We start from the raw sequence: 17,265 nt of genomic DNA on the forward strand, positions 1-17,265 counted from the left end.
ACAGAGCCTGCGGTCGTGCTTGGTCAATCTATGGCCATGAAACCCATTGATTGGCCCTCGCTCGAAGCCGCGCCCGAGTGGATAGACCTGTTTACCCGAAGCAAGGCCACGCCGAACTCCGCCGAAAGCGAGCCGCCGTTGCGCGCGGAGTTGTTCAGCGCCCTGCAGATGGAGCAGCACGGCCAGGCCTTGGCGGGCGCGCATCTGGTGGGCACATCGCGACCGCCGGACACTTTGCTGCCGCGGTTGACTGAAAACCAGAAGTTGCTGGCCCAGGCCTGCGCGCTGCTGATGGAGTCCATGCGGCAGAACCGCCGGATCACCCCGGCCGACGAATGGCTGCTGGACAATTTCTACCTGATCGAAGAGCAGATCCGGCTGGCCAAGCGGCACTTGCCCAAGGGCTACTTCCGCAGTCTGCCAAAACTGGACGCGGGCCCCTCCAAAGGGCTGCCGCGGGTGTACGACATTGCGTTGGAGATGATTTCCCATAGCGACGCGCGGATCGATGCCACGGGCATCCAGGCGTTCGTGGCCGCCTATCAATCAATTGCGCCGCTGCAACTGGGGGAATTGTGGGCGGTTCCCATCATGATTCGCCTGGCCCTGATCGAGAACCTGCGCCGCGTCGCCATCCGCCTAGCGTACGCGAACATGAACCGCGGGCTGGCGGACACGTGGGCCGACACCATGCGCAAATCTGCCGAGGAGGATCCCACCGGTCTGATACTTGTCATCGCGAACATGGCGCGATCGAATCCCCCCATAGACGGTTCGTTCGTCGCGGAACTGGTCAGACGGCTCCAAGGGCACGGCCCGGCGCTGGCGCTGCCCCTGACGTGGTTCGAACAGCGGCTTGCCCAGTCAAACCTGACCATTGAACAAATGGTCCTCGCCGAGAACCAGCAGCAGGCCGCCGACCAGGTGTCGATCAGCAACAGCATCGGCAGCCTGCGCACTTTGTCGAAGACGAACTGGAACGACTTCGTGGAAGCCGTCAGCATCGTGGACCGGACCCTGAGCCAGGATCCCGCCAACGTCTACCGGAGCATGGACTTTCCCACCCGAGACCACTACCGCCATCGAGTGGAGCGGATGGCGCGCAATTCTGACCATGCCGAAACCGAGATCGCCGCCATGGCGATCGACCTGGCCGCCGCAGCGGCGGCCGACCCGACCCCTGGCGTCGATCCGCGTCGCGGGCACGTGGGCTTCTACCTGATCGACCAGGGCCAGGACGAGCTGGCAAAACAGGCCAAGGTTAGATCCAGCATGGCGGAAAGGCTGGCCCGCATCTCCCCCCGCGCCGCGCTGCGCCTGTATGCGGGCGCCATCATCCTCCTGACGGGCGCGGTCAGCGCGCTGCTGCTGACGATGGCCCATGGGGCGGGAGCTGGCCCCTGGGCCATGGCGTGCTTCGCCTTGCTGTCCGTGCTGGCCGCCAGCCATCTCGCCGTGGCGATCGTCAACTGGTCCTTGACATGGCTGGTGCGCCCCCAGCGCCTGCCGCGCATGGATTACGCCAAGCGAATCCCCGACGATGCCCGCTGCCTGGTCGCCGTCCCCACGATGCTGATCGACCTGGATGACGCGGATACGCTCGCCGAAGCGCTGGAGATCCGCTTCCTGGCGAATCCCGGGGACAACCTGAGCTTCTGCCTGCTGACGGATTTCGCGGATGCCGCGTCGGAGCTTCTGCCGTCGGACGCCCTGCTGCTGGAGCGCGCCAAGGCGCAGGTCCAGGCCCTGAACAAGAAATATCGGACGCTCGGACGCAGCCCGTTCTACCTCTGCCACCGCCCCCGCCGCTGGAACGAACAGGAACGGATCTGGATGGCCTACGAAAGAAAAAGAGGAAAGCTGGCCGATCTGAACGGCCTGCTTCGCGGCCAGGGCGCTGACGCATTTTCCTGCGTGGTGGGCGACTTGGCGGCGCTCGCCGGCACCAGGTACGTCATCACGCTGGACACCGACACCGACTTGCCTCGGGAAACCGCCTGGAAGCTGGTTGGCGCGATGGCCCATCCGCTCAATCAGGCGCAGTTCGACCCAGCGACGCGTCGGGTAACGCGCGGCTACGGCATCCTGCAGCCCCGGGTGACGGTAAGCCTGAACGACCTGTCGGCGTCGCCGTATGCACGCCTCAATGGTGGCGATCCGGGCATCGATCCCTATACCAACACAGTCTCGGACGTTTACCAGGACATCTTCAAAGAGGGGTCCTTCATCGGCAAGGGCATCTACGACGTGGACGCCTTCGATGCGGCATTGAAGGACTGCTTCCCGGACAACCGGATCCTGAGCCACGACCTGCTGGAAGGCTGCTATGCACGCTCGGGCCTGCTAAGCGACGTCCAGCTATTCGAAGGGCAGCCCGCCCGCTACGTCGCGGACGTCAGCCGCCGGCACCGTTGGATACGGGGAGACTGGCAGTTGCTGGGCTGGCTGTTCGGCCGCGCGCCCGCAGCCCCGGGCGCGGAACGCGGACCGCCCCTGCCTGCGCTGGCGCGCGCGAAGATCCTGGACAATCTGCGCCGCAGCTTGGTCCCGGCCAGTCTTGTGCTTTTGCTGGCGCTGGGCTGGATGCTGTTGCCGACCCCGTACCTGTGGACCGTCGCCTGCGTGATTATCCTGTTCCTGCCCGCCCTGTTCGCCTCCGCCTTGAGTGGGGTAAGGAAAGAAGAAGACGTCGAGCTGTCACGGCATCTGGTCGGCTGGTTGGCGCCCACGCTGCAGCAATTCACGCGGGCGGCGTTTTCCTTGACCAGTCTGGCTCACGAAGCCTTGTACAGCCTGGACGCGGTCATCAGGACGCTGTACCGGCTGATTTCGCGCCGGCGGTTGCTGGAATGGAAGGCGTCAAGCATCACCAACCAGGACAGCGGGACGCGTTCCGGTCCGTTCCTGCTTTCCGTCTGGGGCTCGCCCGTGCTCGCCGCCGCCATCGGCGCAGGTGTGATGCTGCTGAACCCATCGGCCTGGGTGGCTTCCTTGCCGGTGCTGGCACTATGGGTGGCGATGCCTGCCATCGCGTGGCGCTTGAGCCGCCCGCCGGTGCTTGCCCGGATCGACTTGTCTCTCGACCAAAACCAGTTCCTGAGAATGCTGGCGCGCAAGACCTGGTCATTCTTCGACGGCCACGGCGGCGCGGAAGACAACTGGCTGATACCCGACAACATCCAGGACCAGCCGTCCCCGGCCATCGCCCACCGCACCTCGCCCACCAACCTGGGGCTGGCGCTGCTGGCCAACCTGGCCGCTTACGACTTCGGTTACCTGCAGGCGGGCCGTCTGCTGGAAAAGACGCAGGCGTCGCTGGGCACCATGGCGACGCTAGAGCGCTATCTGGGCCACTTCTACAACTGGTACGACACTGTCACGCTGAAGCCGCTCGCCCCGCTCTACATTTCGACAGTGGACAGCGGCAACCTTGCCGGCCACCTGCTCACCTTGCGCCCCGGCCTGCTGGAACTGGCGCATGCGTCCATCCTGCATCCCCGAACATTCGAGGGTTGCGCCGACGCATTCGCGGTCTTGCGGGAAGCCGTCCCGACCGACGATTCGCCCGAATTGGAGGCGCTGGCCGACGCACTGGCGTCCGCCACCCTGGCAGGTCCCGCGACATTGGGGCAAGCCAGGCAACATCTCGACCGGCTATGCCAACTGGCCGCCGGCCTGACCGCACGCTACGCGGCGCCGGAATTCGCGCAGGCGCTGTGGCACGGCGAGGCGTTGTTGCGCCAATGCGAGGCCGCGCGCGATGAGCTGGCTCTGCTTGCGCCCTGGCGAGCCTCGCCCGCCGGCGTCGGATGGGGAGACATGCCCGAATTGAACGCCGTGCCGACCTTGCAGCAGGTCGCGGGTCAGGCCACGGGATTGCTGCCCGCCTTGCGCGCGCGGCTGTCGCTGCCGGAGACTTCCTCCGACGAGCGGGCATGGCTGCTGGAGACCGAGCTTTCGGTGGTCGTGGCGAGCGAGCGGGCCCGCGAACGCCTCGCCTTGATTGCCCTGCTGGCCGACACGCTGGCCGAGATGGCGGTGGCCGATTACGGGTTCCTGTACGACAAGGGCAGCCGCCTGCTGGCCATCGGCTACAACCTGACCGAGCGCAGGCGCGACGAGGGCCTGTACGACCTGCTGGCCTCCGAGGCCCGCCTTTGCAGCTTCGTGGCAATCGCGCAAGGCCAGCTCCCGCAGGAAACGTGGTTTGCCCTGGGCAGGCAGCTCAGCAGCGCCGCGGGCGGCACCGTGCTGTTGTCGTGGAGTGGCTCGATGTTCGAATACCTGATGCCGCGGCTCGTCATGCCGTCCTACGCGCATACTCTGCTGGAGCAGACCTGCAAGTCGGCCGTTCGCGCCCAGATCGAGTACGGCGACAAGCTCGGCATTCCCTGGGGCATGTCCGAAAGCGCGTACAACCTGTTCGACATCGGCATGAATTACCAGTATCGGGCGTTCGGCGTGCCGGGCCTCGGTCTGAAGCGGGGGCTTGCGGATGACGTGGTGGTGGCTCCGTACGCATCCATTCTGGCGCTGATGGTGTCACCCGACGAGGCGTGCAGGAACCTGCAGCGCCTGGCCAAGGAGAACCTGCTGGGTCGCTACGGGTTCTACGAGGCCATCGACTACACGCCGCGCCGCCTGCCGCCGGGCAAGACCGGCGCCATCATTTATGCCTACATGGCGCACCACCAGGGAATGGGGTTCCTATCGATCGCAAGCGTGCTGCTGGGACGCACGATGCAGGCGCGCTTTGAAGCCGATCCGTCCTTCCAGGCCACTCTGCTCCTGCTGCAGGAGCGGATCCCTCGCGCGGCGGCGGCCCACACCAAGGCCGTGGAACTATCGGTCATCCGCAGCACCGCGTCGGGACTGCCAGAGGCATCGGTGCGCGTGTTGGATACCGCCGACACCGCCATTCCCGAGGTGCAGCTCCTGTCCAACGGACGCTATCACGTCATGGTCACCAACAGCGGCGCGGGCTCGAGCCGTTGGAGAGACCTGGCCGTGACCCGCTGGCGCGAAGACGGTACCTGCGACAACTGGGGCACGTTCTGCTACCTAAAGGACAAGGACAGCGGCGCCATTTGGTCCACGTCGCACCAGCCTACCCTGACGCGGCCGAACCACTACGAAGTCATCTTCTCCGAGGGACGGGCCGAATTCCGCCGCACCGACCATCAGATCGACACGCATACCGAAATCGTCGTGTCGCCGGAAGACGATATCGAGCTGCGGCGCTGCCACCTGACGAACCGGAGCCGCGAACGGCGGACCATAGAGATCACCTGCTATGCCGAGATCGTCATCGCGCCGCCCATGGCGGACGAACTGCATCCGGCGTTCAGCAATCTCTTTGTGCAGACCGAGATCGTTCCGTCCGAACGCGCCATCCTGTGCTCGCGCCGGGGCCGCAGCCCGGCGGACAATCCGCCGAGAATGTTCCAGCTTCTGGCGATCCATGGCGGCAATCCCGGTACGGCGTCCTATGAAACCGACCGGTCCATCTTCCTGGGCCGAGGCCGCTCGGCGGCTGATCCCCAGGCGCTGGAGGGCGACGCGCCGTTGACGAACAGCCAGGGGTCGGTGCTGGACCCGATCTCCGCGATTCGCTGCGAGATCACCCTGGAGGCGGAGGAATCCGCGGTGATCGATCTGGTGCAGGGCGTGGGCGACAGCCGCAGCGCCTGCATGAACCTGATCAGCAAATACCGGGATCGCCACCTGGCCGACCGGGCCCTGGAACTGGCGTGGACGCACGCGCAGGTACTCGTGCGCCAATTGAACGCCACCGAGGCGGATGCCCAGCTCTATGCGCGGCTTGCCAACGCCATCGTCTACCAGAACCCGGCCATGCGCGCGGAGGCGGCGACGCTGCTGAAGAATCGCCGGGGACAATCGGGTCTGTGGGGATACGCCATCTCGGGCGACCTGCCCATCGTGCTGCTCCGGATCAAGGATCCGGCAAACTTCGAGCTGGTTCGCCAACTGGTCCAGGCGCATGCCTACTGGCGGCAGAAGGGCGTGGCGGTGGATCTGGTGATCTGGAACGAGGACACGGGCAGCTACCGCCAGGCGCTTCAGGACCGCATGATGGGTCTGATCTCCGCGGGCGTGGAGGCGCACATCATCGACCGCCCGGGCGGTATCTTTGTGCGCCCCGGCGACCAGATATCGGAAGAGGACCGCACGCTGCTGCTGGCGGTGTCGCGCATATCGCTCAGCGACGCGCTGGGTACGCTGGCGAACCAGGTGAACCGCCTGGGCCTGCCGGAGATCCGCACTCCGCCCATGGTGATCTCGACGCCGCCCCTGCCGCCTGCCGCGCAAGCGGCCGCCGCGCAGGAGCAGTCCGAGCTACTACATCACAACGGGCTGGGCGGTTTCACGCCCGACGGAGAGGAATACGTGATCACCACAAGCCGGGGCCAGCGCACGCCGGCGCCCTGGGTGAACGTCATTGCCAATGCCGGCTTCGGCACTGTCGTGTCCGAAAGCGGACAGGCCTATAGCTGGAGCGATAACGCCCACGAGTACCGCCTCACTCCCTGGCACAACGACGCGGTTAGCGACGCCTGCGGAGAAGCCTTCTACCTGCGCGACGAGATCAGCGGCCACTGCTGGTCCCCTGCGCCCTATCCGGCGGGCGGCGAGTCCGCCTACGTCACGCGCCACGGCTTTGGCTACACAGTGTTCGAACACTGGGAAGACGGCATCGAATCTGAACTGTGCGTCTATGTCGCCCAGGATGCGCCGGTGAAGTTCTACGCGTTGACGCTGCGCAACCGGTCGGGGCGGCGCCGTCGCCTGTCGGCAACCGGCTACGTGGAATGGGTGCTTGGCGACCTGCGCGCAAAGACCTCCATGCACGTCACGACCGAGATCGATCCCGACACCGGTTCACTGCTGGCACGCAACAGTTTCAATACGGATTTTGCCAGGCACATCGCGTGGTTCGACACCAGCAGCGCGAGCCGGACCATGACCGGCGACCGCAAGGAGTTCATCGGCAGGAACGGCACCCTGCGCCACCCGCAAGCGTTGCGCCGCAGCCGGCTCTCGGGCAGGACGGGCGCGGGACTCGATCCCTGCGCGGCCATCCAAGTCCCCGCCACGCTGGAGGACGGTCAGGACGTGCGAATCCTCTTTCACCTCGGCGCGTCGGCGCAGGGTATCGAACAAGTCAGGCAACTGGTGCGCCAATACAGCGAGCCGGGCGCGGCCGGAAGCGAACTCCAGGCGGTCAGGCGGTATTGGCGGGACACGCTGGGTGTCGTGCGCATCGACACCCCGGACGCGGCCGTGAATACGCTGGCCAATGGCTGGCTGCTCTACCAGACGTTGGCCTGCAGGCTGTGGGCGCGCAGCGGTCACTACCAGTCGGGTGGCGCCTACGGCTTTCGCGACCAACTGCAAGACGTCATGGCGCTGGTGCTCGCCCGCCCTGCCCTGGCACGCGATCACCTGCTGCGCTGCGCGGCCCAGCAGTTCGTGCAGGGGGACGTGCAGCATTGGTGGCATCCGCCCACGAACCGCGGCGTGCGCACGCGCTGCTCGGATGACTACCTGTGGCTGCCGTTTGCCACCTGCCACTATGTGAAGGTGACGGGGGACACAGGCGTGCTGGCTGAAGAAGTGGGCTTCATTGAGGGCCGCCTGCTTAACCCCGGCGAGTCTTCCAACTACGACCACCCCATTGCGTCCAGGGAGTCCGCAAGCCTGTACGCGCACTGCGCCCTTGCCTTGTCGCACGCCTTGAGCGCCGGCGGCGCGCATGGCTTGCCGCTGATCGGCTCCTGCGACTGGAACGACGGCATGGACAAAGTCGGAGAAGCCGGACGCGGCGAAAGCGTCTGGCTCGGCTTCTTCCTTTACGACACGCTGACGCGGTTCGCGCCAGTGGCCCGTGCGCAGGAAGACCTGGCGTTCGCCGCGCACTGCGAATCGGAAGCCGCCCGGCTGCGCTTGTGTCTTGAAGCGTCCGGCTGGGACGGCGGGTGGTACAGGCGGGCCTATTTCGACGACGGCAGCCCCCTGGGGTCCGCCGAGAATCCGGAATGCCAGATCGACGCCATCTCCCAAAGCTGGGCCGTGCTGTCGGACGCCGCCCGGGAGGACCGCGCCCGCCTGGCCATGCAGGCCGTGGACGACCGGCTCATCGACAACGCCCGCGGACTGATACGACTGCTGGATCCGCCTTTTGATTCCTCTGGCCTGAATCCCGGCTACATCCGAGGCTATGTGCCTGGCGTGCGCGAGAACGGCGGCCAGTACACCCACGCCGCCATCTGGACCGCCATGGCATTCTGCGGCCTTGGCGAAGATGCGCGAATCGGTGACCTGCTGACGATGCTAAACCCCATCAGCCATTCCGACTCCCCCGCAAAAGCTGCCGTCTACAAGGTGGAGCCTTATGTCATGGCCGCCGATATCTACACCACGCCCGGGCAGCGAGGCCGTGGCGGCTGGACCTGGTACACCGGCTCATCGGGCCTGATGTACCGCCTGATCCTGGAATCGGTGCTGGGGATGCGCCGGCGCGGCGCATCCATGAGCTTTCACCCCTGCCTGCCCGCAGACTGGAACGCCTTCAAGCTGCACTACCGGCACGGGGCTACGGTGTACTCCGTGACCGCCCTGCGCGGACAGTCCGAGAATGGCGCGGGGTACGTGACGCTTGATGGAGTGCTGCAGAAATCGGGTGAAATCCCCTTGCTGGACGACGGAAGGGATCGCGAGGTCATGATCGTGTTACAGGCGTGATCTCCCCGCCGTTGCACCGTAGAGCGCACCAATAGATACCTATTAGTGTGTTGTGGAAGATGCCACGTGCCTGCCTGGATACCGTGACGCGTTCAAAACGGTTGATGGCTCAATCACTTGGGAATGGCCGCTCTATTCCGGGACATGTCGCGCGCGCAAAACGACAGGCCGCTTAGGGCTCCAATCCCGCCACCGGCAAAGCGAACAGCACGATCCCCGGATTCGCCACGACAAACCCCGTGCCCGCCAGGAAGATCACAGGCGACAGCGCGCGCGCCATGTCCGCGCTACCTTGCGAATCTTGCACCGTAATGCGATACGACTGGTCCAGCGCCGTCTCCGTGGATCCGCCCGCCTGCGCCGCACCCGGCGTCGCCGGCCGGGCAAGATAGCGTTTGCCCTTGAGGTGGTGGGTGTAATAGACCATCCCTTCCTTTGTGGTCTGAAAGTGCATGGCCAGCGCCTGCTCCCGATCACGCGGCGTCGCGTTGTCCTTCAGTTGCAAGCGCACGTAGCCCCACGTGAAGCCGTCGGCCCCGACATAAAAGTTACGCGGAATCCCTGCGGTCAGGCGGGTGCGAAAGTCAGCTTTCATCGCCTGCGCCATCGCGGGCGGCATGTCGAACAGATAGTGATACTGCGGGCCCAGCACCGCAAACGTCTTGCCGTCCGACGACACCATCAAAGTGGAGACGTTTTCGGTGTAGGTCTTGGTCGACGCGCAGCCCGCCATCAGAAGGGCAAGCGCGGAGAGAAGCAGCGTGGTCAGAAAGCGTTGCATGGATCCATTGGTGCGTGTATTACCCGAGCACTACACGAACCAGCGCAACGTGTAGGCGTAGTACCCAACGCGTCAGATTGTAGACGCCAAAATCAAGCTGGTTTGTGCATTGCGCTCACCTGCGCGCTGACAGTCGAACAAGGTAAGAAATGGGACGAATGATTCGATGACTTCCATAGTCTGGCTCCGCTCGCCGGCCGACTGGCGCGGGGCGGTATAAATCCGTCACCGCGTTCATCACGATGTTCAAGAAGGCGCCGGGGAAGTATGCCTATCCCGAGGCAAGAAAAACAGCACCAACAACGAGCATGCTCCGGCGCAAAGGAACGCGATATCGTACCTGCCGCTGATCGCCACCGTCGCCGCGAAAGCAGCCGGCGCCACGATGTTCACCAAACTGACCAATATCGAGGCGCCCGCAGCAGTTTCCGCGATTTGGTGGGCCGGCGAGCGCCGGGCAACCTCCGCAATTTGCACACCGTTCCAACTTGCCGCGGAACAGCCAGCGACAAAGGCTAGAACCATTAGAGACCACAGCGGCCATTGCGCAGTGGTAAATCCCAAGAGAATTGTCGTGCCTGCAGAGAACAGGGCAGCAATCGACAGGCTTCCCGTGGCCGAACCCAAGCGGTCCGAGAGCCAACCCAACGCAATTCTGCCGACGACCCCCCCTACCTGCATCACGGCAAATATCGCACCCGCCAAGCTCAAGGAAAAGCCCAGCCTGTCCACCAGGTAAACCACGGTGAATGCGAACCAGCAGCTTTGGGATACGGCAAACAGGCTGCCCACAATCGACATCTTCAACAAGCCGGGATTGTTTCCTAGCGATGCCAACGGCACGCTGAGCATGCGTAACGAGTGCAGCGTAGGCACGATGGATGTCCGCCGCCTCTTCGCCGAACCTCTCACATCCAAGATCTCGCTCAATCGCCAGGTCAGCGCGGTTGGTACCAATACAATCACCGCACAGACAATGAGGGCCAAACGCCAACCGATAAGGGCGATCACTACGGGAATACACAGCCCCGCGATCATTCCGCCCAGAGGAACACCCGCCTGCTTGACCGAGAACATGAGATTGCGCATCTCCGGCGGCGAGAATCTCTGCAGCACCTCACTGCCCGCCGGGTTCGCAGCCCCGTTGCTCATACCCATGGCAAAGCAGGCCACCAGGGCTACGGCCATGCTCGGGTAATAGAAAAGTCCCATGCTTGCCGTTCCCAAGACCAGCGCAAGCTGCAGACTGCGCGTTCCTCCAATTTGCCTAAGCATGGACGAGCCGACAACGAGAATCATCAGGCCGCCTAAAGCGTTGCTCGCAGTCAGGTAACCGATGGAACTACCGCTCCATCCGAACTCTTCGGACATTGCAGTGGCAACGATCGGGATGAGGCGTGAAAGAAACGCGGAGACAGTCTGTAGCGTAAAAATGGCGACTACAGGCATGACCCATGCGGTGGAAGAGCTCTTCATGGCGGCGGGACCCAAGATGGTGACGAGGGTGATCTCTCGTTAAAGCCAGGCGAAATGATACCTACTGCGCGGCGTCTGATTCGCCGATGGGACCGTCGCCCGTGACTATCTGCATGTTCAGGGCGACCTCAAAGCCCGCCCCCGGCCGAGATGGGCCGGGCCTGGTCGTCGAACTTGGCGCTCGCGGAATCGTTCGCAAACCCAGGTCGAGCCCGGAAGCCCCCCCGAAGCACCAAGATAAGGCTGCGTGCCAGGCTTCGCGATAATTGGCCAGACACGAGAAATCCATCATTGATTTCGTCTTAAATCTGTGTAGCCTTTCGAAGTAGCAACCAAGCCGCACCGCTTTGCCAGATCGCTAGCCAGCGTCTATTGCGTCTTCCGGGATGCTCGCTGATTTGCCCGTCCGCATGTCACTCGTACGTATTTCCTTAAATACCAGAGGGCGAAAATGGTTGAACCCCAAACCCTGGCGGAGCGGAAAACGGTAGGCCGGCAGGCGCGGCGCCGAGCGAAGCGATCTCAACATGCGCAGATCGGCAACACGGCGCGTGATCCCATCGAGCTTCTGAAAGCCAATAGTGCTGGCCGCGTCGAGGCACTGATTCCATTGCGTTATGGGCGCATGGCGGTGTCGCCGTTCACCTTCTTTCGAGGCAGCGCGATCCTCCAGGCCCACGACCTTGCGGGGACCGTCGATTCCGGCATCGTCTTTCCGATCTGCGGTGACGCCCATCTGATGAACTTCGGTGGCTTTGCGACACCGGAACGACAACTTGTCTTCGATCTGAATGACTTCGACGAAGCCGCGACGGGTCCATGGGAGTGGGACGTAAAGCGCCTTGCGGCGAGCTTGGCGATCGCCGGTCAACATGCGGGCGCTAAAAAAGGCACGATCAGCGACTTCATACACACGGCCGTCCTCGAATACGCTGCGCGCATGCGCGAGTACTCCAGCTTCAGCGCCCTCGAAATGTGGCACGAAATCCTTTCGTTCGAACGGTTGCGGGACAGTGCAGCAACGGACGAGGGGCGCAAACTCATCGACAAGGCGATTGCAAAGGCCGGAACCCGTACCCACGACAGCGTATTGAGCAAAATGGCCGTGCAGCGCGACGGCGCCTGGACAATTCAAGATGCCCCGCCCGCCTTGTTCCATCCGGCGGGCCCGGCCTCGTTGCTCGGCCCCGCCAGCAACTGGACCGATACACATGCCTGGCGAGGCAAGCTGGCCAAGGCATTCGAGGCTTATACCGAGACGCTATCTGCCGACCAGCGCACCTTGCTACGGCACTACACGCTGAACGATATCGCCTTCAAGGTCGTCGGTGTAGGCAGCGTGGGAACTTTCTGTCTGGTGATGCTGTTCATCGATGGACATGGGAAACCCTTGTTCCTGCAAGTCAAGGAAGCGCGCAATTCGGTGATCGCCGACTACTACCCCGCGTCAGGGGAGAAGCACCAGGGCGAGCGCGTGGTGGTCGGACAGCGGCTGCTGCAAGGCGCAAGTGATGCCTTTCTTGGCTGGACGTCCGGGCCTGCTGGCCGGAACTTCTATTTCCGGCAGTTGCGTGACATGAAGGTGTCGGCGGAGATCGAGCGTATGAGCAATACCTTGCTCCTGGGCTATTCCCGCTTTTGTGGCTGGGCGATGGCGCGAGCCCACGCCAAAGCCGGCGGGAAGGCCGTTGAGATTTCTGCCTATCTGGGGCGTGGAGAGGGCTTTTCCGACGCGCTGAACAAATACGCATTGGCTTACGCCGATCAGAATGAAGCGGACTATACGGCCTTCATTCGTGCGTGCCGCTCTGGAAAGCTGGAAGCCCGAAGCGACGAAGACATGGCAGCGGATTTCCGCATTTGAAGTCTTCTTTCAGACGCCCTACCCGCAGGCACGCATTTCGCTATCGCTCAGCGTATCGGGAAGTACATACCAGCCAAGGTTCCATTCGCGCCGCAATAAGGCGGACCCGATGCACCCGCGCCGGGCGGCTGCTCCTCGACGACCAGCCCATCACCCTGGCGCTTCAGGTTCAGAACCCAACCCTTGGTGTCGACGCTCTTGACCTGCAGGCGCTCGCCCTTGGCCTTGCCGGAGGCTTCCACGTTGCACGACCAGCTTCCGGTGCGAGGCTGGTCGGCCGAACCTTCATACAGGATGTCGCCGTCGGGCTTCTTCCAGAGCGTGATCTCGCCCGAGATGTTGCGCCATCTGCCGGTAAAGCCCTTGCGTTCGCCCAAGTCCAGCGAGGCGAGGAACGCGTCTCGATGTTTCATGCGGGTCGCGATTTCCTCGACGGGCTTGTTTTTGTCGAACGGCTTCTCGAAGGCGTCGTCGCGCACCTTGGTGAAATCGCGTTGGTCGCGCAACAACGCTTCGGCCGTCGCGGAGTCCAGGGATTTGCGCGCTTCGTTGTAGCGCTTGGCGATGCTTGCATCGAGCGCCGCGAGATGCGGATTGGCGCAGATGGCTTTTTCTGCTCCCGTGCGTGCCTTGGCGCAGTCAAACGAAGGCGAGACCTCCGTCGCCGCCGCGGCGGACAGGGAAAGTGCGCACAGCACAGCGGCGCAGGCGGCGGGGAGTATCGTTTTGGTCAGCATGGTGTCGTGGATGATAGCGAGAATTTGCCCTGCCCGTCATCACTTCCCACAAGCGGAAAGCGCTCATCGAGCCATCCCGTGATACCGCCGCGCATCACCTTCACCGGCCGCCCCAACTGAGCAAGCCGTATTGCGCCCCGTGTCGCGCCATTGCAATGCGGACCCGCGCAGTACGTCACGAAAATCGTGTCCATCGGATAGCTCGCCAACTTCGACTCGACGATTTTTCCATGCGGCAGGTTTACCGCGCCTGGCACATGGCCCTGCGCGAACAGCGTAGGGCTACGCACGTCCAGCAGCACAAAGCCCGGTGTTCCGCCAGCGAACGCGCTGGAGACATCTGAACAATCGGTCTCGAATTGCAGCTCCGCGCGAAAGTGGGCGAGCGCGGATGCGCCGTCTGCGGCGGGGATGGCGGTGACGGGATTGGTGGTCGGCATAAGAGAACCTTGAACAATAGGCCTAAGGAAGAGATTCGCCCGGAAAGATCGATCCAGGAGCCTCATTCTGACGTCGCGCCGCGATTCGGATAAGTGGCGTAAATGCCATTAACCGGTAATATCACGCCATGCACAAACATCTCGTCGTCGCGCTGGCCTATGACCGGCTGTGTACTTTCGAATTCGGCTGCGTGACCGAGCTGTTTGCGCTCGAGCGTCCGGAGCTTGGCGTCGATTGGTATCGCTTTGCAGTCTGCGCAAGCGAGCCCGGCCCGCTGCGTGCGGCAGGGGGCATCACGGTTGCCGCGCCCTACACCCTCAAGCTGCTCGATCAGGCGGACACGATCGTGGTCCCCGGCTGGCGCGATGCGGACGAAATGCCGCCATCGCCGTTGCTGAAGAAGCTCCGCAAGGCGTACGAGCGGGGCGCGAGGCTCTGCTCGATTTGTTCCGGTGTGTTCGTGCTGGCGGCGGCGGGGGTGCTCGACGGGAAAACTGTCACCACCCACTGGCGATACGCCGCAAAGCTGCAGCAACGCTACCCGCAAGTGCGGGTCGAGCCGGATGCGCTGTATGTCGATGAAGGACAGATCATCACGTCGGCAGGCTCGGCAGCCGGTCTGGACATGTTGCTTCACCTCGTGCGACGCGATTACGGCGGAGCCGTGGCAAACCGGGTCGCGCAGCGGCTCGTGGTGGCGCCGCATCGGGAGGGTGGTCAGGCGCAATTCGTGCCGCGCCCCATGCCGCATGACGAAAGCGGGCGCGTGGCCAAGCTGATGGACTGGATGCGCCGACATCCCGCTTTGCCGCACACCTTGCGCTCACTGGCAGAGCACGCCGCCATGAGCCCGCGCACGCTGCAACGGCAGTTTCATGACGCGACGGGCATGGCGCCGTATGAATGGCTTGTCCGGGAGCGGGTGGCGGCCGCCCGGGACATGCTCGAAGCCAAACCGCCCTTGCCGATTGGCCGCATTGCCGAACTAGCCGGGTTCGGCTCGGAAGAGTCCATGCGCAGGCACTTCCGGCGCATCGTACTGACGAGTCCGACCGCTTACCGGGACAAGTTCGGCAACGGCGTGTAGGCGCTTTCGGGAAGACCGCTCAACTCTTGGCAGCCGTCTGCCCTACCAGCGGATCGTATACGGCCTGTCCCCCAGCCCCCACACGCCGTCTTTCCGTTCCAGCATGATGTGCCGGGTTTCCCACTCGTCCGGCTGATCCTTCGAGGGAAAGCCGCTTATCTGAGGATAGAACGCGGGATCCGCCGCCCAATCCGCGGTGGTGCGATCCAGCCGCCATTCGAACTTCACCGCCGACACCGCGTTGGGGTTTTCGTCGAACGGATTCTTGCCCGGCTTGGTGTAGTTAAGAATCCTGCCGACCTGCAGGCCAGGGGCGCAGAACTTCGCGGTGTAGAGCAGTTTGGAACCGAAGAGGGCTTGGCCGTCGGTATAGTACGCGCGGCCCTTTTCGGTCAGCGCCATGTGGCTAGTGGCGTCGTCGGGATCCTCATCCGGTTTTGGAGGTGAACCGTCGCCATCGGCGCTGACGCGCTTGACCGTGATGAGTTCGTGCTTGATCAGCGCTTGCACGATTTTGTCCTGCTCTTGCAGAAAGACCGTGTAGACATCGGTCGGCAAGGGGCGCACACCCACCACGTTGACGCAGGCGCTGCCTGGCGCATTGGTGGGCGTCGCCATGGCGTCGACCAGGATGTTGTGTATCTTGCTTTCGGTCAGGCCTGGGCCCAGCGGCGATTCCTTCCAGGCATAAAACCCCACGGCTGCGACGATCGCCAGACCCAAGGCCCAGACCTTGCGCGGAATTCGGCGGCGTTTTGGCGTGCGCGACTGCTGATTCATTCCCTTCCTTGCGGCTGGTGGTCTCGCGATAGTAACGCGGGACGCAGGGGGCTTGCAGCGCGCCCGGCCGCGTCCCGCGGGTGGACCCATTCCGCCGTCAGGGCTCGTACTTCGAGATCTTCGTGCCCTCGAGCGATACGCCTGCCATCAGGCCTCCGTTGTTCATCACGAAGCCAACAATCGGCTGCTTCGCAGTGTTCGTGTCGATGCGTCCGTTGGCGCCGATATTGACGATCGCCACCGTGGCGTCGGCGCCGACAGTCCAGCCGCTGCTGTTGCGAAACTTGTTCAAGGCGTCATCCGTCATGAACAGCAGGACCATGGCCTTTGATTGCGCGCCCGCCTGAAAGCCGATCGACCCCGACGTGGTGCGGTAGTAGCCTACCGCCGACTGCCCCACGCGCAGCACACCTTTGCCATGCTCGGCGCCGACGATGAAGCTCCCGCTGAGCACATCCGGGAACACCAGCACGCCCCTGGCGCGAGCGACCAGCTCACGGGATGACGGCGCGGCTTCGTAAAGCTTGGATAAGGTCGCGTTGGCCGCGTTGTTCAAAGCAGCCCGCGTATCGGTCTTGGGCGCAGCAGACGGTTTGGACGGCGGAGTCGTGGTACAGCCGCCAAACAGAAAGCCAGCCGCAATGATGGTGAAGAGGGCCATACCGGTCCGGCAGACTGCGGAATTTTTATGAGACATGACGTACTCCTTTTGTGGTGTGTCGCACGGGAAACTGGGTAACGCGAGAAAAAACGCCCTGCGCGTTCATGGCCCGACCTGATAGCCGCGCTGCTGCATGCAAGCGGCATATGCTGACGAAGCGTTCGCACTCTGCTGCGCCTGGTTCGCACGATCCTGACGCCGGTCCTGTCGTTGGCGCGACCCGCCCACCACCATGCCCGCCGCCGCGGCGTCCTTCGCCTGGTTCTGCCGGTACGCCTGCTTGGTGTCGTCATCCATACGGTCATACACCTCTTCGTGCTGGCGCCCACGCGCGCCTGCGACGACAGCGCCCGCCGTGGCGCCGGCTGCTGCGCCACGGGCTCGTCCGCCAGCCGAAGGCGTGTCGGCGGCCGCCGCGCTCGACGTGTTGGCCGACTGCGCCTGGCACGCGGCGACGTCCTGCTGGGTCAATTCGGGAGTCTGGCCTTTGAGCGGCGTAACGGTCTGGGCGGCCGTCGACAGGCAGACGCCTGAGAGCACGACCGCCATGCAAGGGAAAATCGACTTGTTCATGAAATGCTCCCTGATATCAAAGTCCGGGATTCTCGGAGTGCGGCATCCCTCGCCCGAGCAAACTGGCGTGGCGCGCCGATGCCTCCCAGCATTCCGGCCGCG

At 63.7% G+C, this 17,265-nt stretch carries 10 protein-coding genes; 3 read left to right on the forward strand and 7 right to left on the reverse strand.

Features of this window, described 5'->3' with window-relative positions; translation table 11 throughout:
• Nucleotides 1-36 precede the first annotated feature (36 nt).
• Nucleotides 37-8,763, forward strand: a complete 8,727-nt coding sequence (locus B2W22_RS24830) for a GH36-type glycosyl hydrolase domain-containing protein (RefSeq protein WP_286939948.1) — start codon at nucleotides 37-39, stop codon at nucleotides 8,761-8,763.
• A 172-nt stretch (nucleotides 8,764-8,935) separates the two neighbouring features.
• Here the strand turns inward: B2W22_RS24830 and B2W22_RS24835 are convergent, their stop codons facing one another.
• Complete coding sequence (locus tag B2W22_RS24835; protein ID WP_286939949.1) at nucleotides 8,936-9,544, reverse strand: hypothetical protein; 609 nt, start codon at nucleotides 9,542-9,544, stop codon at nucleotides 8,936-8,938.
• A 246-nt stretch (nucleotides 9,545-9,790) separates the two neighbouring features.
• The gene (locus B2W22_RS24840; RefSeq protein ID WP_056563913.1) at nucleotides 9,791-11,020 is read right to left on the reverse strand and encodes an MFS transporter; all 1,230 of its coding nucleotides are present in this window, start codon (nucleotides 11,018-11,020) and stop codon (nucleotides 9,791-9,793) included.
• A gap of 451 nt (nucleotides 11,021-11,471) precedes the next feature.
• Here B2W22_RS24840 and B2W22_RS24845 point away from each other — a divergent pair, with 451 nt between their 5' ends.
• Entirely contained in the window at nucleotides 11,472-12,884 is a 1,413-nt protein-coding gene (locus B2W22_RS24845) for a DUF2252 domain-containing protein (protein WP_286939950.1), read from the forward strand.
• Nucleotides 12,885-12,931: 47 nt separating this feature from the next.
• On the opposite strand, the gene B2W22_RS24850 is transcribed toward B2W22_RS24845, so the two are convergent.
• Both B2W22_RS24850 and B2W22_RS24855 read right to left on the reverse strand, forming a co-directional pair.
• Nucleotides 12,932-13,621, reverse strand: a complete 690-nt coding sequence (locus tag B2W22_RS24850; protein ID WP_286939951.1) for a lysozyme inhibitor LprI family protein — start codon at nucleotides 13,619-13,621, stop codon at nucleotides 12,932-12,934.
• Complete coding sequence (locus B2W22_RS24855) at nucleotides 13,615-14,061, reverse strand: rhodanese-like domain-containing protein (RefSeq protein ID WP_175125292.1); 447 nt, start codon at nucleotides 14,059-14,061, stop codon at nucleotides 13,615-13,617. The genes B2W22_RS24850 and B2W22_RS24855 overlap by 7 nt, the downstream gene beginning before the upstream one ends.
• Before the next feature lie 128 nt (nucleotides 14,062-14,189).
• Between B2W22_RS24855 and ftrA the strand changes: the two genes are divergently transcribed.
• The gene (gene ftrA, locus B2W22_RS24860) at nucleotides 14,190-15,149 is read left to right on the forward strand and encodes a transcriptional regulator FtrA (protein WP_175125290.1); all 960 of its coding nucleotides are present in this window, start codon (nucleotides 14,190-14,192) and stop codon (nucleotides 15,147-15,149) included.
• A gap of 42 nt (nucleotides 15,150-15,191) precedes the next feature.
• On the opposite strand, the gene B2W22_RS24865 is transcribed toward ftrA, so the two are convergent.
• From B2W22_RS24865 to B2W22_RS24875, 3 genes are all read right to left on the reverse strand, one after another.
• Nucleotides 15,192-15,929: a hypothetical protein gene (locus tag B2W22_RS24865; RefSeq protein WP_175125288.1), complete on the reverse strand. Its 738-nt coding sequence runs from the start codon at nucleotides 15,927-15,929 to the stop codon at nucleotides 15,192-15,194.
• 97 nt (nucleotides 15,930-16,026) lie between these two features.
• Entirely contained in the window at nucleotides 16,027-16,626 is a 600-nt protein-coding gene (locus B2W22_RS24870) for a BPSL1445 family SYLF domain-containing lipoprotein (protein ID WP_286939952.1), read from the reverse strand.
• Between the two features lie 66 nt (nucleotides 16,627-16,692).
• Entirely contained in the window at nucleotides 16,693-17,163 is a 471-nt protein-coding gene (locus B2W22_RS24875) for a YMGG-like glycine zipper-containing protein (protein ID WP_175125285.1), read from the reverse strand.
• Nucleotides 17,164-17,265 lie beyond the last annotated feature (102 nt).

It is taken from the genome of Achromobacter sp. UBA4530 (assembly GCF_002388205.1).
GTDB lineage: Bacteria > Pseudomonadota > Gammaproteobacteria > Burkholderiales > Burkholderiaceae_B > Achromobacter > Achromobacter animicus.